This is a genomic window from Xenorhabdus lircayensis, from assembly GCF_016306625.1.
In the GTDB taxonomy this organism is placed as follows: Bacteria; Pseudomonadota; Gammaproteobacteria; order Enterobacterales; family Enterobacteriaceae; genus Xenorhabdus; species Xenorhabdus lircayensis.
Window position 1 is genome coordinate 1 of sequence record NZ_JACOII010000047.1, and the last position, 19,521, is coordinate 19,521.

Sequence of the window (19,521 nt, forward strand, 5' to 3'; positions counted from 1 at the left end):
GGCTTAAACCGATCTCAGGTTAGTTAAGTTCTTCAGCCTCTTTTCGCAGAAGACCAACTTCAACATTGATATCCGCTTTGCGTAAGCATTCAATTCCTTTCCCATTGACTTGCGGGTAGGGATCTTCGCTGGCGATAACAACACGATTAACACCCGCATTAATAATGGGCATAACAGCAAGGAGGAGTTTTACCATGATGCGCACATGGTTCCAGAGTGACATAAGCAGTTGAACCATGAGCTAGTGAACCTGCTTGATAAAGTGCATTAATTTCGGCATGTGGTGTTCCCGCACGAGAATGCCAGCCTTCACCAACAATGGTATTTTCTCGAACTAAAACACAGCCAACTTTAGGATTAGGGCGAGCGGTGTAACGACCTTTTTCTGCCAGTTCCAATGCGTGGCGCATATATAATTCATCAGAAATAGTATTAGACATATTTCGTTCTCTTGTCATAATTAAGCTCTGCGTGGTGTGTAAACCATGCAGAAATTTTGTATTCTGAACTGAAAACCACCCCTTATGGAGGTGGTCAGTAACAGATTTTGGCTCTACCTTATCGATCTTTAGGTTTTAGAGCGACAGAAATGGAACATGATTGTTTTTAGTGATTTTAGTACGCCCCTCTAGAGTGAGATCAATTCCCCTTCTATGAATAAATATTTCTACTGATTAGGCACTGATTTTAATTGAATATAGATTTCCATCATAAGAGCTAGCAACAAACTTTCTTTCTTTTGATGAATAGGTAATACAAGAAATACCACTTGTTGTTAGTTTATTTTCTGAAATCCATTTACGTTTCTGTAAATCAAATAAAGCTATAGTTCCACCATAACTTCCAGTTGCTATAATTTGTTGATCGTCAGAAGTTGATATGCATTTCACTGAATGATGATGGGGTGTTTCGTACACTTCGGTTTTATCAGATTGCCATATCCTAAGTTTTAGATCTCGGCCTACACTAGCAAACCCACCATCAATAGATGAACAGTCATTAGAAATGCGGTCATGGGCTTTTTCAATGTAAGAATGTAATTCAAAATTATCAATTCGATGGAATGCTACAGCAGCTGTTGCACATACACTAAATAGGTATGCATCGTTAGCAGACAATCCTTTGATTGCATTGTCATGCAAGCGTATTTCTTCCAAAAAATGTACTGAACCATGTTCATCAATGTTAAAGATTAAAGCTTCACCTGTGTAAGTGCCTATAGCAGCATGCTGATACCCATTACGGGTAAAAGTAGTACCACAATTGAGAGGAGAACGATGTTGATAAATCAACTCACCGCTAATAGCATCAAAGAGTTGCCCCATTTGACCACCTGTAAGTATTCTTTGTTCACATGGCAGAAGAAAATTACAGAGGTTACCAATGGCAATCCTGGGTTTACCATTAATAAATAAAGTGCCAGCATCACCGATTGAATAAGTATTGTTGTCGTATATGGTCACTGAATTAAGACTAATAGCTTGCTCAATACCATCAAGATCCCAAGTATTTAAATGATGATTCCAAACTGCATAAGTTGAGCCAAAAGTGACAAAAGCAACGCGTTCTTCGCCAAGAAAAGCACAGCTTCTAGGCCATATCAGACTAGGTAAAGAACTTTCAGCGATCTTTTTAAGCTCCCCATCAAAAAATTTCCATAGAACAACGGAGCGATCATAGCTGAGGCTAATTAAATGTTGTGTTTGTTCATTCCATACAACTCTCTTAATGCCTGCTAAGTGAGCTTGCATACTACGTTTGTTGGTATTATCAATAACAATCAGTTTACCTTCATCATCGCCCGCAAAGATTATTCCACTATGAGTTAAAGCAATAGTATCGGTTTCCACACCATTAAGATCTATACATTCAATCTCAACACCTTTGATAGTATCCCAACGACGAATTGTGCCATCATCACTACTTGATACTAAAGTAGTACCATCTGCGCTCCAGCTAACAGAAATAACATCAGTGTTGTGTCCTTGTAAAACATGCTGGCATTGACCATTATCTACCCTGAATAATCGAATGCTTTTATCCCGTGAGCAGGTAGCAACAAGATCACTGGTTGGATTAAAAACGGCCATCTCCACATCATCTTCATGACCTACTAATGCTGCCTTTAACCGCATGGTTGGGATTTCCCAAATTCGAGCACTATAATCGCTACTTGCACTCACTAACCAACGACCATCAGAGCTGAATGAACACTGGTTAGCTAAATGGTCATGATAAACACGATGTAATGCTTGTTTATTTTGAGCATCCCAAAGGATAACTTGATTATCGTAACCGGCAGTAGCTAAGTAACGTTCTTGAAAAGAAGCAATACCGCTTATTGGAGCAAAGTGTTTCATTATTGTTATAACCTTATTTAGACAGATAGCTTTAGTTTGATAGAGTGATTTTTTTTGCTGGCTTTAGCCATAAGGTAGTGTTGATTATGTTTGGTCATGTAGACGCCAGTAGATATGACTTCATCTACTTGTATTCCAGCTTTCTGTAATGAGGAAACTTTTTCTGGGTTATTCGTCATTAATCGACAATGCATTATATCAAGTGCATATAGCATACTTGCTGCAATAGAGAAATCTCGTCCATCTTCAGGGAAATTAAGTTGTTTGTTGGCTTCGAAAGTGTCTAGTCCTTTATCTTGCAAGCGATAAGCATCTAATTTAGAGTACAATCCAATACCGCGTCCTTCTTGGCGTAAGTACAACAATATGCCACCTTCGTCACACATTTGCTGTAACGCTTCTTGTAATTGAGCCCCGCAGTCACAGCGATGTGAGCCAAAAATATCTCCGGTTAGACATTCTGAGTGAATGCGAACAAGTGGAGATTTATTTTTGTACTCTCCCATTACTATGGCAATATGTTCATTTGGTGATGTAAAGCCATCAAATGATATAAAAGAACCAATATGCCCTTCTGAAAGAATAGGAATATCAACAGAGTTTTTTACACGGCACGTAATCATAATTTATATTTCTTTGTTGTTTAATTTAATTATTTTTATTCGCAAAGGCTTTCAGCCAAACGAAAGCCCATAACATAAATATTTTTTGGGAATTTCCCATGACGGCGAGTATTCCTGGCAAGATCTCGAAAACGAGAATAGCTTCCACCTCGAGCTACCCTATGGTTACCTTGAGCATTAACTAAATCATCTTGCACGGTAGTTCCTTCTGGGTAAACTTCATATTTTTCAGCAACATATTCTTCAACATTACCTGCCATATCTAAACAACCGAAAGGTGAAGCACCACAGGAGAACATACCAACTGGCGTTGTGGTAAATATTCCACTTTCTGCTGTATTGGCATGGTCTGGAATAAACTGATTTCCCCAAGGAAATTGTAGATTATTAGAACCTGCTGCTGCATATTCCCACTCGGCTTCATGAGGTAACCGGAAAGTTCTACCTGTTTTTTCTGTTAGCCATAAACAATAGCAATCAGCATCTTCAGCCGTAATACCATTAATCGGATGATTAGCAAGTTCAAAAGGATAGCGTCCTAAAAACCAAGTATCTGGTAAACGGTTCTCACCACTATCCTGTAAAAAAGTCATATATTCAAAATGAGTAACAGGATATTTACCAATTCTATAAGGATCTAAATGAATGTGATGGCGAGGGATTTCTTTTATTATCCATTCACGATCTAAATTTAAATCGGCCAAAGCATCCATAGTAGAATCTAATTCTTCAGGAGATAATCCAATATTAATATCGCCACCCGGAATATCTATCATTTCTGGTGCAAGGGGATCTAGCCTTGGATCCCCTGCATATGAAAGTAATTGCCCTGATGTGTAACGATATTCTAATGGAAAATCTGTACTTTCAATAATTTTTAACCAGTAATTTATACTTTCTCTTGATAATTTTTTGAATTCATCTAAAGTTAATTTTAAATTCCTAGTTGGAAGATAATTTTCTTGCAATCCCAGTAATTCTCTATTACTTAAATATGGAGATGCCTTTTTTAAATAGGATGGTGAATGAAAATGCTTCATTTTTATTAATTCACTTCAAATTTGTAGTTGTTATTTTCTATAATAGAGAAAACATTGAATTCAGTATTCACAAATAAGGCCTGTTTGTAGACAATTATTTTGGAAAGTATTCCAGAATCCTTCTGGATAAGATTTTATATCACTATCTAAAAGTAATGGTTTTCTCCACACAGCGTTCTTGAATCTAGCTTTTTCCAATGCATGTTGGTAATCTTCACGGCTCCAACGATAAAATATGAAAGAACTAGGCGGATTAGTAACAAACTCGGCAGAATGGCGAAAACCACCATTCCAAAATTCTTCACTAAGAACATTGACTCCATAGATATCAAAATTTCCCATTTTTAATTGGAAATTAGGATCAACAGTATAAGCAATTAGTTTTCCGGATGGTTTTATATTATCTGCAATAACACGGAACATAGCTTCAAGGTCATCTAACGATTCTGCATTGTTGAATAACCAAGCGGCAACAACAATATCAAACTTCCCGAATGATTCCATAGTGCAAACGTTGCGGACATGAAACTCAAGATCGTCACCATATTGGTTTGATTTTTCCCTAGCTAGTTCTACCATTTTTTCTGAAATATCTACACCAATAACTTTGGATGCACCGCGATGCCGTAGCTCTCGACCGAAATAGCCATATCCACAAGCTAAATCTAAAACAGATTTTCCACTGACATCACCGATCATATCGAATATCGTTCTGACTTCTATTTTACGTTGAGCGACGGTATCTGTAAATTCTTCGAAAGATTCTCCAATAGAATCATAGATAATTTTCTTTTTCATTGTGTATTCCTGATAGTAAATTAAGTGGTTTTGGGTGGAGTATTTTTTAAATAGATATAGTTTGGTTTATTTATTTTTAGTCATATCTTGAAATTGTTATATAGAATAAATAGGCATAAATTTACTTTTTTCATTAATGTCAATATAAAAATAAGATGATTATTTTTAGGAGGGAATGATAGTTTAAATAAGATAAATTTCAAATCATTTAATTAAATATTGATAGTTGAAAAATATAATTAATATTTATGAGAGCGCTCTTCATAATAAAAATTGTTATTTATATAATAAATTATTATATGAATTTGATTTCAAGCACTGTTTTTTTGGTAAATAATCAATTTAAATCAATATGATACAATGTTTTTCATCACGTAAGTGAATCGTCATCCCTTGCGTTCTTGTATTTTTTATTATAAATCAAATGGATATATATTTTTAGGAGCGTATTGCCATCTCAGGACTGAAATGGCGAAAAAGTATAGCATCAAAAATCATGCTAGCTATTATTCAAAAAACGCATGATAAGTTGTCTTAACCAGCAATGAGCAGCATCGATTTCCTGCCGTTTATGCCAAACCATTTTAAAATCGAAAGGAGGGATATTAAATGGCGGAGAGAATATCCGTAGATTATGATTGTTTTCTATATTAATTAAACTACGTCGAGCGACTGTAAGGATTAAATCAGTGCCAGAAATGATATCGCTAGCTATTCCCCAGTGAGGAAGTTGTACACTAATTTTTCTATGTAAGCCTTCTTTCAATAAAGCACGATCAATATCATCTTCTACTCCTGCTCGCATAGCAACAGAAACATGAGAGCGCGCTAACCAAGAGTTTTTATCTAAGTGTCCATTTTCTGGAATAGTTGAAGCATCGGCCAGACAAGAGAATTTTTCGACGAATAAAGAATGCGCGCGTAAATCTTCAGGTATCTTTTGGGGAAATACACCAAGTGCCAGATCGATCTCACTATCAATGACATCAATTAGCATTGACTCTCGGCTAGCTTGGCTTATAGATAATTTAGCATTTGGGGCAATCGTACGAAATGTTCGAATTAAAGTAGGTAATAGAACACGAGCACCATAGTCTGACATGGATAAGCGGAATGTTCTTTTGGTTTGAGTGGGATCAAATACTTGGGGTTCTATGAGTGTATTAATTTGTCCCAAAACCTCACGAAGAGGTATGAGTAATTCCTGAGCTCGGACAGTGAGTTCAAGTCTTCCAGAGCGACGAACAAGTAAAGGGTCGTCAAACAAATTACGCAAACTTGCAAGTGCATGACTTATTGCTGGTTGACTTTTATGTAACCTATTTGCTGTACGGGTAATATGCTTTTCGAGTAATAAGGCTTGCAAAGTTACTAAGAGATTAAGGTCAATATTTCGCAAATTATTCATAAATCTTATAATGAAATGTTATTTTTTTAATAAGTTACATGAAATTTCATCTCATTTATAGATTTTTTTAAAAACAACTGGTGTGTAGATCACAAAATCTAATATCGTCATAGTAGAATGATAATTCAGAATACTCATTAGAAAAAATGGCGAGGCAAGACGTGAATGTTCATTTCTTGCCCAACGTATTAAACCCTGTGGCTAATACCTTGTCCAAATAGTCAATATCCATGCTGTCAATTCTCCGTTTTCGATGAATACTGGCTTTTTTGGTTGTTTCTGCCCGAAGCAAATTCAGGCTCAGATGACGCATACACGCTAATATCTCCGCTGATTCTCCCCGGTGGATCTGACAAGCACCTTCTTTCATTGAGACATCCAGCACCCAATGTACCCGGTTTTCTATTCCCCTGTGTGCTCGAACTGTGCCGGCAAAGCAGGGCGCGAGCATACTTTTTTAACACCTATTGAATGAAAAGTAATGACATGATCTAATTAGCCTTATTTCTCTTCTAATCGCTTGCATATGACTCTGATTGAACATTTATCCGTTGTTAAAGAAACACGCTCTGATATTAATTGTCAGTACGATCTGATTGATGTCATTTTCCTTGTCGTCAGTGCCATTATGGCGGGGGCCGAAGGTTGGCAAGATATTAAAACTTATGGCCGGGCAAAAATTAAGTGGCTGAAAACGTATCGCCCGTTCCTCAATGGCATACACCCCGTCGGCATACCATTGCGAGAATATTGCGTGCTATCGAGCTGAATTCCCTGCTGGAAGCCTTACTCAACTGGGTTAATGAGCAGCGTGAGTTGGGAAACAAACCGATTATCGCTTTTGATGGGAAAGTCCTGCGACGGGCCTATCGTAACGATAAGAAAAATGCCGTCCAACTGGTCACTGCCTATGATACTGAGGCAGGATTGGTGTTAAGCCAGAAAGCGACGGCGACCAAAAATGGGGAAATCAGTACCGTCCGCCAGATGCTGAATATCCTTAATCTAAAAGGCAGTATCGTAACCCTTGATGCCCTACATTGCCAGCGTGAAACGTTGGAAAAAATCAGTGAAAAGAAAGCGCATGTGGTTGTTCAGGTGAAGAAAAATCAACCCAACTTGTGGGACGTGGTTCAATCTCAATTTCAGGCCGTGTTTGATGCGGGTAAAGAGCAAGTGATAACGGAAATCAGGCAAGAAGCCCATGGCCGACGCGAAGAGCGCTATGTATTCCAGTTAAAACCGAAATTTACCCCACAAACGGCTGATCGATATGGTGCAACTGAATAGTTGCGGCCTGCTCCTTAGATGCTGGAAAAAACGCGCAGCCAATTTCGGTAAACAGTTCGGTATCATCCAGCGGCGCATCACAGTGTTCGCAGTGGTTTATCCAGTGCTGCCGTTGCAGCGGCTGGCTGACGACTTTGCGAAGGCGGTGGTGAAAGCCGGGCAGCACGTTACGCACGAGGGTGGGAAGATCGGCGAGATAAAACAAGAACGCCGGTCTGTCCTGCTCGGTATAGTCAATTTCTGTGTCGGGTTCATCGTCGCTGTCCGCTTCCAGCAGCTTATGTCCGGCAGGCAGCATACAGGCCGTGACGGTGGTGTTTTCCTGACAGTGCGGGCAGGCTGTCTGAGTCTGGGCGAGATACCAGTATTCTGCATGGACATTGTAGAACGGCAGCCAGTTGATAAACGGCGTCGGGTCAATGCTGTTGTCGATATACCAGATTTGTTCGACGGCATCCCAGTGTGCGCCCAGCTTCCGTGCCTGTTCGTATTCCTCATCAGGGACGTTTAAATCAATCCGCAGCATGTTTGTTCCTTCATGGTTAAATCGTTAATTAATTAAATAAATTAGCCGGACTATTTAGCTAATTTTCATCAAAGCATAAAGAGTTTATTGCTGATCTGACCTGAAAAACCCCGCATCCTCGGCCTCCTGAAATCTATGATGAGGTGTGTGTTGATGCGTGGTGACTTTTCTTTGTCCCGTTCTGCCTGTCTGCTGGGACTGACCCTGGTGTGTATGCCGCTTGCGCAGGCAGCCGAGAAAGATGAACTGGCGAGTGCAAAAAATCTGATTGATCAGGTGCAGATGGCACTGGAACGTGCAAACCTCGCTGAAAAGCAGGCTGACACCCCAACCCGCCCTCGCTATTACTTTGATTACCTTCGTATCAAAGCGGATCTCAGCACCATCAAAGCCGGTATTGATCGCTACCTGACCCCTTCCCGTGCCCAGCAGCAGGCGTCAGGCACGCTATCCGGTCATTACCGTCAGGAACGCTCATAATGACGGAGGCACAACACACTGCCTTTACCGGGGCCTCGGGGCATTTTGATATCACTTTTCTGTATCTGGTCTGCGTCGGATTTTTCTTAGCCACCCTGTTTCTCTGGGCGGCCTGGGCCGCAGTGGATGTCTGGAACGGCTGGGCGAATGAAAAAATACGTAACCAGACAATCAGCCAGTTTGCTATGCGAACCGCCATCTTACCGGTGGTCGCGGTCTGGATGTTTGCCAGCTGATTCAACGAACATAATAAAAAAGGAATGGATTGAACATGAAGCCAATTTTTACTGTTTGCCGTCGTATCAGTGCGAACCTGATAACCAGAATAAGTACCGTTCTTTTGCTGTCCGGTCTTTTCTGTGAATCAGCCCGGGCCGATTTACCGGCTATCGAACCGCCAAAAAGTGGCGGCGGAGGCGGATTACTGGGACAGGTGAAAGGCTATGCGCAGGATGGCATTGTGATTGGCGGGCTGATCCTTTCGGCAGTGGCGTTCTTTAAGGTCGCCTCAGCGGCGGTTGAAACTTTCTCCGAAGTGCGGGACGGCAAAGCCACCTGGACACAGTTTGGCTCGATCATCGTGGTGGGTGTGGTGCTGCTGGTTGCGGTGATTTGGCTGCTGGCGAAATCGGCCGGTATTATCTTTTAAGGTGTAATTTATGCAGACGATCCCTTTCCTGCCTGATCGCTTAAATGCCGAACCGATCGTATTCCGGGGATTCACCACACCGGAAATGGGGCTGGCCGCTTTGCTGGGGCTGGCATTCGGGCTGATGGTAAGCCTTCCTTTTATCCCGTTAGCCGGCTGGGTCATGATACCGACGGGGATGCTGTTTATGCCCTTGTTATTGATTAGTTTTGGTGGTCACTGGCTCGCGCAGCTTAAGCGCGGCAAGCCGGAAAATTATCTCTGGCTGAAGCTGGAAGAAAAAAACGCCGGCTGGGTATTGGTGATCCGGCCTTGATTATTGCGGCTCAGGGCTGGTCGTTGCGCCGAAGCAGGCTGACTCATCGTAACGGGAGCATGCGATGAGCCGGTTTCGTCATGCGCTGAAAAACCGTGACCAGCATATCCTGACCCTGCGGCTCGCTTGCGGGGTGTTGATACTGGTTTTGCTGATCACGCTCACGGGCTGGATGATGTCACCGCGCAATCTCACTATCCATAATCCGCCGGACTTACGCAGCGGCAGCACCCGCCCGTGGTGGGAAGTGCCTGTGCCGAGTGTTTACAGTTTTGCCTTTTATCTTTTCCAGCAACTGAATGCCTGGCCGAAAAACGGGGCACAGGATTACCCGGCCAAAATTGCGGCTTTGTCGCCTTATCTGACCCCCGCCTGTCAGGATTTTTTGCGGGAAGATGCCAAAACTAGGGCAGACAGCGGCGAACTGCTCGACCGGGTGCGGGTGGTGTATGAAATTCCCGGCCGGGGTTACGGGACGAAAAGTGTGACGGTGCGTAACCGGGATAACTGGGTGGTGCGGCTGGATTTGGTGGCCGATGAATATTATCACGCCGAGCCAGTGAAACGGGTACTGGTGCGCTATCCCCTGAAAGTGGTGCGCTGGGAGGGGGATGCGGAGCGTAACCCCTTCGGGCTGGCGCTGGATTGTTACGACGGGATGCCACAGCGACTGGAAGCGATGCCACAACCTGTGGAAGAGAAAAAGGGGGTGTTCCAATGAAAAGATATCCATCTTGCTCTTCTGCCTGTTTCTGGCTGGGACTGGTCAGCCTCGTGCTGTTCAGCCTCGGTGCAAAGGCTGATGAACTGATGAAATGGGAACGCATTCCGTTATCCATTGCCCTCAAGGTAGGTCAGGAGCGGATTATTTTTGCGGACAGAAATGTCCGTGTCGGTTTGTCCCCGTCCCTCAGCGATAAATTGCGGGTACAGAGCGCAGGCGGCGCGGTTTACCTGAAAGCCAGTCATGCCTTTTCGCCAACCCGCCTGCAATTGCAGGACAGTGAAAACGGCGAAATTATCTTACTGGATATCACGGCCACCAAAGCGGGGTCAACAGAGCCGGTACGCATTCTTTATCCGGATGAAAAAGGTTCTGCCTCAAAAGAGGAACCCCGGCATCAGAGAAAATCAGCACTTTCGGCTCCCGTGCCTGTGGTATTAACCCGCTATGCCGCTCAGCAGCTTTATGCCCCGCTGCGTACCGTCGAACCGGTTACGGGGATCCACCCGGTCAGTCTGCATTTACCCGAATTCATCACCACACTCTACCCTTCAGAACCGATTGCGGTTTCCCCGCTGACAGGCTGGGGCGTGCAAAATTACACGGTGGTAGCCCTGAAACTGCGTAATACGGCCAAACGCAACATTACGCTCGACCCACGGGCCTTGCAGGGGCAATTTGTCGCAGCAACATTTCAGCATCGCTGGCTGGGTGAAGCAGGGACACCGGAAGACACGACGGTACTGTATCTTGTGGTCAAGGGACTGCCGGATAATGCCTTTATCCCTGAGCCGGTAGCGGTGAAACCGGGAGACCGTCATGCAGGTTAAATCCAACAGTCTGGTGAAAATTCTGGTGCCGGCGGTGCTGATGGTCGGCGGGTTTATCGGCATCAAAAGTTGCAGTTCAACAGACAGTACCGCACCCAACACCCCCCAGAATAATGTCCTGGCCACGTTGTCACCGGAGGAGCTACAGGCGCTGGGTGTCGGCGGTGATACGCCGGAAGATACCCTGCGAACGCTGGTCGGCACACTCAATAACGTGCGGGCAGAGCAGCAACGCTTAGGTCAGCAGAATGCCGATATCCTGAAAGAAAATGACCAGTTAAAAAATCAGCGTCAGGATGTTGCCGGTCAGATAGACGCGGCGGTGGCAGCCATCCGGCAGGGTGATGAACAGCGCCGGCGTGAATTACAGGATGAACAGCAGGGATTGCTGGCACAGATTGATTTACTGACAGAACGCTTAAATTCAGCGCCTCTGCCTGTACAGGACAGCCAGATACCGCTTGGGGCGGGAAGTATCCGTATTCTGCCAATGCAGGCACAGGGCAGAATGAACTTATCTGGATAGCACCCGCCGATGAAAAGCCCGCAGACATACAAACCCCCGGCAGTGGAAAAGCCACGGTGCCATTTCCGACTTCTTTTTTAAGTGAACAGCCGACAGCCGGGCAAAATAAGCCCCAAAGCCCATCGCTTCAAAACCCATCAAAGGAAGAAAATGAAAAGCCGGTCTATACCCTGCCTGAAAATGCCACGTTAGTGGGCAGTCAGGCCATGACCGCGTTATTAGGCCGTGTCCCCGTGAATGGTACGGTGACTGACCCTTATCCTTTTAAAATCCTTATCGGCAAAGACAACCTGACGGCCAACGGCATCGCACTGCCGGAGGTGGAAGGGGCGGTGGTGTCCGGCTCGGCCAGGGCGACTGGACACTCTCCTGCGTGCGCGGTCAGGTTAATTCCATCACGGTTGTTTTTCAGGATGGCACGGTACGCACCCTGCCGGGCGCAGGGCAAAACACCCACGGTATCGGCTGGCTGTCCGATGAAAACGGCATTCCCTGTATCAGCGGTGAGCGCAAATCCAACGCGGCCACCTATCTGCCGACCCTGTTTGCCCTCTCGGCCATGCATTCGGCCGGCGATGCCCTGAGTGAAAGTCAGCGTACCGCCCAGACCAGCGGCACAGGCGGTATCACCACGGCGTTAACGGGTAATGCCTAGGCAAAGCGATGTCAGGTGGCATGAATGACCTGAGCGAATGGCTCAGACAGCGCTACAGCCAGACGTTTGATGCGGTTTATGTCCCGCCCGGTGCCTGTGTTGTGGTGCATATCACCCAAGGTCTGGCGATTGATTACGAAACGAAAGGACGTAAGGTGCGCTACGGCGTGAGTGAGGCCGCCCAACGTGACAATCAGGAAGCATTAGATTAATGGAAAAGCCCCCTTCTCAGTGGCTATTCAGTGCGGGTTCCCCGTATTGCCTGCAAGTGCCGGTGACGTCACGGGCTGAACCCGCACAGGTACAGCTTTACTGGCGTGCGGTGCGCAAAAAAGAGTGCCGGTTGTATCTCTCAGTCGACAGGGAATGTCAGCCATTGAGTGACGGTGATTTTACCGTCTTCCGTCTGACGGAAACCCAGTGGCAGGCGGTGGTGGAAGGCAAAGCCTGCATTGAGCCTGAACACTGGAAGCCTTTGCCTTTTACCTTATCAGAGCTGGCGGTACACCCAGAATTTGCCACCTTTGACTTCCTTAGTATGACGGAGCGCGACGTATGCGAAAAATAAACTATGGCTGGGTCGTGTGTCTGGCGGGGTTACTGGCCGGCTGTGCCACCTCGAAAGAGACCTTATTACCTGCCGGAGAGCAAACGGTGCTGGCGATGTGGCAGGGGAACAAGGCCGGTCACGCGACTGTATCGGCAAGGCAGATCCTACGCCGGGCTTTAACCCCATCCGAACGGCTCAGGGCACTGGAAGAACCTTATCATTACAGCCGTTCAGCCGCGCAGGAAATCAGCCGGCAGTTTCCCCGCTTACCCAATCCCGATATGGTGATGTATGTCTTCCCCCATCTGGTTGCTGGCAACACGCCGATACCGGGCTACAGCACGGTATTTTCGTTTTATCAGCAGGTACAGTATGCCCTGCCGGGTGAACGCACGGAGGCATTGTAATGGATATACCCCAAGCACTGAACCGTCCCGGTAAACTGCGTGAGGCGGATGAAACCGCGATTTACCATGCAAACCCCTCCATCATCGATTACCTGCCCTGGGTGGAATATCTGGCAGACGGACAATGCCTGTTGTTGGATGACGGTATCTCGGTCGGTGCGGTCTACCGGATTGAACCCATCGCCACGGAAGGGCGTCCCGCTGAGCGTCTGATTGAAATCCGGGATCAACTGGAAGATGCGATCCAGGACAGTCTGGAAGAAGACGATATTTCGCCATGGGTGGTGCAGTTTTTTTGTCAGGATGAAGATGATCCTGCTGACTATCTCAACACCTTGCGGGGCTATGTGAAACCCTGGGCACAGGGAACACCGTTTACTGACGCCTTTCTGGCGGAATCTGAGCATCACCTGAACAGCATTGCCCGGACTGACGGGATATTTCAGGACAGCTTAATCACCGGGCAGCCGTGGCGAGGCCAGCAGCGCCAGACCCGTATGGTGGTTTACCGGTGGCTTCCGGCCACGCGAAAATCCCGCCATGACAGACAAACCTTACCGGCTGTTGCCGCCCTTAATCGGGTCTGCGAACGGTTGGTCTCATCGCTGGCGGCTGCCGGTGTCGTTACCCATCGGCAAAACGGGGAGCAGATCCATAGCTGGTTGTTGCGTTATTTTAATCCGGTGCCGGACTGGGGGATGGCAAAAGCCGATTTTTACCGTACCGTGGGTTACGAAACCCCCACACCGTCCGATCTCCCGGTCAATAATGATTTTGCCGAAAGCCTGTGGTTTACCCCGCCGGTGTCTGATCCTGAAGCGGGCGTCTGGTGGTTTGACGGGGTGCCGCATAAAGCCATTCCGGTCGAGCGCCTGCGCCGTCCGCCGGAACCGGGAACACTGACAGGCGAAGTGAAACGGGGTGATAATATCAATACCCTGATGGATATGATGCCGGCAGGGACGGTAGTTTCGCTGACCATTGTGGCGCAGGCGCAGGACAGACTGGAAGAGGATTTTACCCGGCTGGCGAAAAATGCCGTGGGAGAAAATACCGAATCGCTGCGCGTCCGGCAGGATGTGCAGGAAGTCAAAGCACTGCTGGGGCGACGGCATAAACTGTACCGCAGTGCGCTGACCTTTCTGGTGCGGGGCAAGGATCTGGATGATATCAACCGTCGGGTGCATCAGTTATCCTCCACCCTGCTGACCGCGGGATTGCAGCCTGTCCGGCCGGAATTCAGTGTGTCACCGCTGAATGCCTGGTTACGGGCACTGCCGATGTGCTTTAACCCGCAGAAAGACAAAAAACACTGGTACAGCCGTCTGACCTGGGTACAGCATCTGGCCGGGTTATTGCCGGTGACAGGCCGTTCGACCGGCACCGGGCATCCGGGGTTCAGTTTCTTTAACCGGGGCGGGGCGCCGCTGACCTTTGATCCGATGAACAAACAGGATCGCACCCAGAATGCCCATTTACTGCTGTTTGGCCCGACAGGGGCGGGGAAATCAGCCACATTGTGCGTCTCGCTCATCCAGTTGATGGCGATACACCGGCCGCGCCTGTTTATTGTCGAAGCCGGCAACAGTTTTGGTTTGCTGGCCGATTACTACGAAAGCCTGGGGCTGACGGTGAATAAAATCGGCATCAGACCGGGCTGTGGCGTCAGTCTGGCGCTGTTTGCCGATGCGCATCAGCTGCTGCAACTGAGTCCCAAGCAATTGCGCATTAACGAAGCCGATATTCCTGATACCGATGAACAAGCGGAAGAGGAGGCTGATGAACAGCGCGATATTCTGGGCGAAATGGAAATTGCCGCCCGACTGATGATCACCGGCGGTGAGAAAAGGGAAGAAGAGCGCCTGACCCGCTCTGATCGTGGTCTTATCCGCGAAGCGATTATGATGGCAGCACAGACCAGCTTTAACGAAGCACGCCAAATGGTGGCTTCAGACTTACAAAATGCCCTTTATGCCATCGCCCGTAATCACCAGCAGGATGAGCACGGGCAACCGTTAATCACCGCACACCGACGGACACGGGCGGATGAAATGGCCAGCGCCATGTCAATGTTTACACAAGGCTTTGAGGGTGAACTGTTTAACCGTCCCGGTACGCCGTGGCCGGAAGTGGATGTCACCCTGATTGATTTGGGCACACTGGCACGGGAGAACTACTCGGCCCAGATGGCACTGGCGATGGTGTCGCTGATTAACAAAGTCAATAATCTGGCTGAACGGGATCAATATCAGGATCGCGAACTGCAACTGGTGATTGATGAAGGACATATCACCACGACCAACCCGTTGTTATCACCGTATATGACCAAGGTGGTGAAAATGTGGCGTAAACTCGGTGCCTGGCTGTGGCTCGCCACCCAAAACCTGGCGGATTATCCCGACACCGCCGAAAAGATGCTGAATATGGCCGAATGGTGGCTGTGTCTCACCATGCCACCCGATGAAGTGGAGCAAATCGCCCGCTTTAAAAAGCTGACTGAAGAGCAGAAAGCGGTGCTGCTCTCTGCCAGTAAATTACCCCGTTGTTATACCGAAGGCGTGGTACTGGCAAAGAAAATCGAAGCCTTGTTTCGGGTCGTGCCCCCGAGCCTCTATCTGGCACTGGGTATGACGGAAAAAGAAGAAAAGGCCGAACGACGGGCATTGATGCGGGAACATCAGTGCAGTGAATTAGAAGCCGCTGTTTTGGTGGCCAGAAAAATGGATATCGCACGGGGATTGAAGGTTAATTCTGAGCTAGTACAAATAATGCCAATGGTGGCAGGTTGATGCGCTATCCCAGCATGGTGGCTGGGATAGCGTTCAGATTAGTCTTCGTATTTGAAGTCGACATTGAGCTTCATTTTTTCTACATCAACCGTCACTATACAACCTGACCAATGCGGCGGTTGCTCCGAATGGATGTTTTCTACAAAAAATTGCCTGAGTGAAACTAATAGTTCTCTTAATTTATGATCTGTGAGTCCATCCTCGGGTAAAAACCAATGTTTATCATTGCTATCATTGCTATCATTGATGTAATTGTATTTAAATTGGCAGCAATTACCATCTAAGGATAATTGTGCGTCCATAATGATTTTTTTTGCGTCATCCGGCGCTGCGTTGAACAGGAGCTGACCAATTTCGGCATATGTCTTATCGTCTAAACTCATTATTTGCTCCCAGAAGCATTATTGATATTGACTCGTATTGGAGCGGTAATTGTCAAGATTGTTGGTACCTCAGTTAATTTAAGCTGCCTGTTTTTATCGCTCAGGATTCAGCATCATAAGGTTACCGATAAGCGTTGTTAGCGAAGCCGGGCAGTTTATTACCCGGCTTGCTAAGGATAACTAACGACTAAAGGGATAATCCCAGATTTTTGGCTAAAGTTTTATATTTAACATTTTGATTTATATAGTCATAATGAGTAATATCACAACCATTAATCACCCACAAAATAGATATCAAAAGAGCACTCTAAGCCTAATTCAGACATTGCTTGCATCTGCTCTGGCCACAAGGTTGGACCACCATGGCCAGCTATAGAACGCCAGACACAGTCGATACCCATTGTCACCCCATCTATATTTTGTAACTGCTTAAGCCCACCAGAAGATGGCCTGATTCTATCCAAAATCCAGTTCAAGTGATCTCTAAGATCTTTTGAATTTACATAATTCTCTGAGGACAAAAACCAACCTGATACTTTTATTTCCTTTACTCGTCCCAGTCTATTTACAATCTGTGTGCCTACAATATTTTTTTTAGTTGGTTCTAATAACAGTAAAGAACTCACCTCATCTGGATGTACATCTCCAGGATAAATTAATAACTTAGCGTAACATTCATCGCAACTGGGGTAATTAGGTGATATTGGGGTTCTTCGAGATGTAATTCTACTCATTTTAAATAATCTCCTATGTTGCCGATAATTTCACCAATCGAATTAATATAATCACCATTATCAATAATTCGTCCATGGTGATCATTTCTCAAATTATTATCGGCTTTTAGCTCTTCGAGGGCTCTTCCCCATTCTCTTTTATGTAATTTCTCACCAAAATATTTATTTAATCCGTTGGCTGTACTTTGATTCATAGTATTACCGCCACTTTGTAGAACGGCAGGAACTCTACCTGAAGCCCCGACACTTGGTGGAACAGGTAAGGGTAAACCATCTGCATCAACCCACTGACCATTTGGCAATTGTACAACGCTTCTGTTGCTTCTTTTTTCAATTTCTACCAGATTTGTTACTATATGAGTATCTAACTTATTTTTCTCTAAAAGCGCTCTTGAAGTATTACCTAACTCCTCAGCTAATTTCATTGCACTTTCTTTGCTGTTACCCAATACCTTGACAGTACCAACAGCCAAAAGCCCAGTGCCCATAGCTGCTTCGGGAGCAATGGCATCAGCTGTAAAGATAGCCATATTATTTACGCATAGAGCTGGCTGAGTTTTACAAGCTTCAAAAGCGGCACGCCCAGCCATAAGCATTTCAGCAGTGCTTCCAACCAGTATATAACCGCCGTAAACTGTAGCATATGCTCCGGCCGAAACGGCAAGAACGGCGGCGGCCCCATCCTGTCGTGCAGCTACACGTTCAGCAGCGGCTTTATCTCCATTTTTTGCTGCTATCATATCTCTTCCGTTTTCACGGAAGATTTGATCCCACATATGTTCGGTATAGTTATAACGGTAAACAAGCTCAGCACTATTAGCCGCACTGTAAACACCTTCTGGCGTACCACTAATTAATGCACCTGACAGCGCCCCAATAACCTGCGCTGTTTGAGCCTTAGTTTCATTGCCTGTAAGCGCTTCTTGAATTTTATGAAATTGTCGTTCAGCTTCATTCTTGTATTTAGGTTCAAATAGTGTGCTTTCCATGACAACTGCTGCCAATTCAGCAGCTAACGCGTCAGCAGCCGCACCTTTCGCATCTCCACCCCCAATTTCTGCTGCGAGGGCGGATATTGCCGCATGGCTAATCATCTTCCCCGGAACACCTAATACTGCACCGTTGTTCCCGATAAGGTTTGCCCCTTCCGCATTAATCTGATTACCGGCATTGGCAAGCAATGCGGCGGCAAAATTATCTTTAAAGCTGCCGCCATTAATGGTGGTATTTAAACTGGAACTGATGACTGATTGTCCAGCAACACGTTGAGCGACTTTGCTCCAGTCGGCACCTTTATTTAATAGCGGGATATTTGAATGAGTTGATGATGCCGCTGCGTTAGTGCCATCTTTCGCTGCACTCCAGCCCATGGCCTGATCAAATCCGGCCAACGCACCACCAATGGCCATGGAAGTAATGGTTGATTTTACCGTGTCACTATTACCTAACTCTCTAAACGTTTTAGATAGGTTTCCTTGATTATTAACCAGAGTCACGGCGGCTTTAGAAGCTAAAGATGAGATACCGGCAATGGTTGCGCCGGAAACAAAAGCACCGGTGGTAGTCGCTGTTGCTGCGGTAGCCGCACCCACTCCTGTCGCCGTAGACGCTGCTGATGCGCCAGCCGCAACAGTTAAACCCGCTCCCGCAGTCACTGCCGCTACTGCTATAATATAGCAGAACCAAAATAATATGACATAGCATCTAAATTCAAATGACAAGGCAGTATTGCTTATGAGGCATGTAGACTGCGTCAAGTTATACTGATTTAGCTATAGCAGAGGCTACCGGGCTTAACTGCTGATGATGATAATCCCAATTAGAATAAGTATCCTGAACGTCATTCCATTTTACATCATGTCGGTTGTTTAAATCTTTTAACCAGGCTGTTTCTAGATTCTCTCCAAGAATACTCAATGCCGTTTTCAGGGATTGGCTTTTTTGTATTTTAATATCAGCGTAAATGCCTGAATTAGCCTCGACAGTGAATAAACTTCCTGCCGTTATCGCTGGCAATGTCCAGGTAGTGTTATTATGCCCGCTATTGGCTTGTTTAATGAAAAAACCTTTCGAGCTACTGGTTATTTGCTCAAACGACGTATTTGGCATGGCGGTAAAATTAACTTTACCATGTGTACTAATCAGTCTGATGTTTTTACCGGCTTCTATTTTGCTTGCTTCATAAGTACTGTCATCATGACTGAGCATAGTAATATTGCCGGCAGCAATAAATTCGCTGACGTCATGACCCGTTTTGTGACTAATTTCAGTAGTTGTTTTAGTACCCCCCAAAAAACCTCCACTTGAACTTTTTCGGGTTATGTATTAAATAGTTAGTTGCTGTGATATGCTTCCGACTTTTTAAGGATGAAGCATGGCCCAAGTTGACGTCTATTGCCGTTATTGTCACCAATCAGAATCGGTCAAAGGACA

At 45.8% G+C, this 19,521-nt stretch carries 19 protein-coding genes and 4 pseudogenes; 11 read left to right on the forward strand and 12 right to left on the reverse strand.

Annotated elements, in window-relative coordinates; genetic code table 11:
• Positions 1–22 precede the first annotated feature (22 nt).
• The 7 genes and pseudogenes from ribD to H8A87_RS13945 all read right to left on the reverse strand — a co-directional run.
• Positions 23–428: pseudogene (gene ribD / locus H8A87_RS13915) on the reverse strand (bifunctional diaminohydroxyphosphoribosylaminopyrimidine deaminase/5-amino-6-(5-phosphoribosylamino)uracil reductase RibD); the annotation flags it as partial.
• Between the two features lie 246 nt (positions 429–674).
• Positions 675–2,360: a WD40 repeat domain-containing protein gene (locus H8A87_RS13920; RefSeq protein ID WP_198690553.1), complete on the reverse strand. Its 1,686-nt coding sequence runs from the start codon at positions 2,358–2,360 to the stop codon at positions 675–677.
• Positions 2,361–2,377: 17 nt separating this feature from the next.
• On the reverse strand, positions 2,378–2,983 hold the full coding sequence (gene ribA, locus H8A87_RS13925) for a GTP cyclohydrolase II (protein WP_198690554.1): 606 nt from the start codon (positions 2,981–2,983) through the stop codon (positions 2,378–2,380).
• A gap of 35 nt (positions 2,984–3,018) precedes the next feature.
• Positions 3,019–4,023, reverse strand: a complete 1,005-nt coding sequence (locus H8A87_RS13930; protein ID WP_198690555.1) for a formylglycine-generating enzyme family protein — start codon at positions 4,021–4,023, stop codon at positions 3,019–3,021.
• Positions 4,024–4,083: 60 nt separating this feature from the next.
• Positions 4,084–4,821 carry a class I SAM-dependent DNA methyltransferase gene (locus H8A87_RS13935; protein WP_198690556.1) on the reverse strand — a complete coding sequence of 246 codons (738 nt, stop codon included), beginning with the start codon at positions 4,819–4,821 and terminating at the stop codon, positions 4,084–4,086.
• 499 nt (positions 4,822–5,320) lie between these two features.
• Entirely contained in the window at positions 5,321–6,229 is a 909-nt protein-coding gene (locus H8A87_RS13940) for a LysR family transcriptional regulator (RefSeq protein ID WP_198690557.1), read from the reverse strand.
• A gap of 169 nt (positions 6,230–6,398) precedes the next feature.
• A complete protein-coding gene (locus H8A87_RS13945) occupies positions 6,399–6,680 on the reverse strand; it encodes a transposase (RefSeq protein ID WP_198690558.1) in 282 nt (93 codons plus the stop codon).
• 75 nt (positions 6,681–6,755) lie between these two features.
• Here H8A87_RS13945 and H8A87_RS13950 point away from each other — a divergent pair.
• A pseudogene (locus H8A87_RS13950) lies at positions 6,756–7,504 on the forward strand (ISAs1 family transposase); the annotation flags it as partial.
• Here the strand turns inward: H8A87_RS13950 and H8A87_RS13955 are convergent.
• Entirely contained in the window at positions 7,479–8,045 is a 567-nt protein-coding gene (locus H8A87_RS13955; RefSeq protein ID WP_232370260.1) for a DUF5710 domain-containing protein, read from the reverse strand. The pseudogene H8A87_RS13950 and the gene H8A87_RS13955 overlap by 26 nt on opposite strands.
• A 153-nt stretch (positions 8,046–8,198) precedes the next feature.
• On the opposite strand from H8A87_RS13955, the gene H8A87_RS13960 reads away from it, so the two are divergent.
• The 10 genes and pseudogenes from H8A87_RS13960 to H8A87_RS14005 all read left to right on the forward strand — a co-directional run bounded on the left by H8A87_RS13960 (position 8,199) and on the right by H8A87_RS14005 (position 15,971).
• Positions 8,199–8,525, forward strand: coding sequence for an integrative conjugative element protein, RAQPRD family (locus H8A87_RS13960; protein ID WP_198690559.1), 327 nt, complete (start codon positions 8,199–8,201; stop codon positions 8,523–8,525).
• Positions 8,525–8,761 (forward strand): TIGR03758 family integrating conjugative element protein, encoded by a 237-nt coding sequence (locus H8A87_RS13965; protein ID WP_198690560.1) that lies wholly within the window; start codon positions 8,525–8,527, stop codon positions 8,759–8,761. Before H8A87_RS13960 ends, H8A87_RS13965 begins: the two co-directional genes overlap by 1 nt.
• Before the next feature lie 35 nt (positions 8,762–8,796).
• Positions 8,797–9,174 (forward strand): TIGR03745 family integrating conjugative element membrane protein, encoded by a 378-nt coding sequence (locus H8A87_RS13970; RefSeq protein ID WP_198690561.1) that lies wholly within the window; start codon positions 8,797–8,799, stop codon positions 9,172–9,174.
• A gap of 10 nt (positions 9,175–9,184) precedes the next feature.
• Positions 9,185–9,558 (forward strand): annotated as a pseudogene (locus tag H8A87_RS13975) (TIGR03750 family conjugal transfer protein).
• Positions 9,555–10,211, forward strand: coding sequence for a PFL_4703 family integrating conjugative element protein (locus H8A87_RS13980; RefSeq protein WP_198690562.1), 657 nt, complete (start codon positions 9,555–9,557; stop codon positions 10,209–10,211). The pseudogene H8A87_RS13975 and the gene H8A87_RS13980 overlap by 4 nt, the downstream one beginning before the upstream one ends.
• Positions 10,208–11,044, forward strand: coding sequence for a TIGR03749 family integrating conjugative element protein (locus tag H8A87_RS13985; RefSeq protein ID WP_198690563.1), 837 nt, complete (start codon positions 10,208–10,210; stop codon positions 11,042–11,044). Before H8A87_RS13980 ends, H8A87_RS13985 begins: the two co-directional genes overlap by 4 nt.
• A pseudogene (locus tag H8A87_RS13990) lies at positions 11,034–12,437 on the forward strand (TIGR03752 family integrating conjugative element protein). Before H8A87_RS13985 ends, H8A87_RS13990 begins: the two are co-directional and overlap by 11 nt.
• Positions 12,437–12,793, forward strand: coding sequence for a hypothetical protein (locus H8A87_RS13995; RefSeq protein ID WP_198690564.1), 357 nt, complete (start codon positions 12,437–12,439; stop codon positions 12,791–12,793). Before H8A87_RS13990 ends, H8A87_RS13995 begins: the two are co-directional and overlap by 1 nt.
• Positions 12,781–13,182, forward strand: coding sequence for a TIGR03751 family conjugal transfer lipoprotein (locus H8A87_RS14000; RefSeq protein ID WP_198690565.1), 402 nt, complete (start codon positions 12,781–12,783; stop codon positions 13,180–13,182). Before H8A87_RS13995 ends, H8A87_RS14000 begins: the two co-directional genes overlap by 13 nt.
• Positions 13,182–15,971: a conjugative transfer ATPase gene (locus H8A87_RS14005; protein WP_198690566.1), complete on the forward strand. Its 2,790-nt coding sequence runs from the start codon at positions 13,182–13,184 to the stop codon at positions 15,969–15,971. The genes H8A87_RS14000 and H8A87_RS14005 overlap by 1 nt, the downstream gene beginning before the upstream one ends.
• 38 nt (positions 15,972–16,009) lie before the next feature.
• Here H8A87_RS14005 and H8A87_RS14010 read toward each other — a convergent pair whose 3' ends face one another.
• The 4 genes from H8A87_RS14010 to H8A87_RS14025 all read right to left on the reverse strand — a co-directional run bounded on the left by H8A87_RS14010 (position 16,010) and on the right by H8A87_RS14025 (position 19,380).
• The gene (locus tag H8A87_RS14010) at positions 16,010–16,354 is read right to left on the reverse strand and encodes an immunity protein YezG family protein (RefSeq protein WP_198690567.1); all 345 of its coding nucleotides are present in this window, start codon (positions 16,352–16,354) and stop codon (positions 16,010–16,012) included.
• A gap of 272 nt (positions 16,355–16,626) precedes the next feature.
• Positions 16,627–17,088 (reverse strand): DUF4279 domain-containing protein, encoded by a 462-nt coding sequence (locus H8A87_RS14015; protein WP_198690568.1) that lies wholly within the window; start codon positions 17,086–17,088, stop codon positions 16,627–16,629.
• Positions 17,085–18,809: a DUF637 domain-containing protein gene (locus tag H8A87_RS20225; RefSeq protein ID WP_332460373.1), complete on the reverse strand. Its 1,725-nt coding sequence runs from the start codon at positions 18,807–18,809 to the stop codon at positions 17,085–17,087. Before H8A87_RS20225 ends, H8A87_RS14015 begins: the two co-directional genes overlap by 4 nt.
• Before the next feature lie 37 nt (positions 18,810–18,846).
• Complete coding sequence (locus H8A87_RS14025; RefSeq protein ID WP_198690569.1) at positions 18,847–19,380, reverse strand: hypothetical protein; 534 nt, start codon at positions 19,378–19,380, stop codon at positions 18,847–18,849.
• Positions 19,381–19,521: the final 141 nt, after the last annotated feature.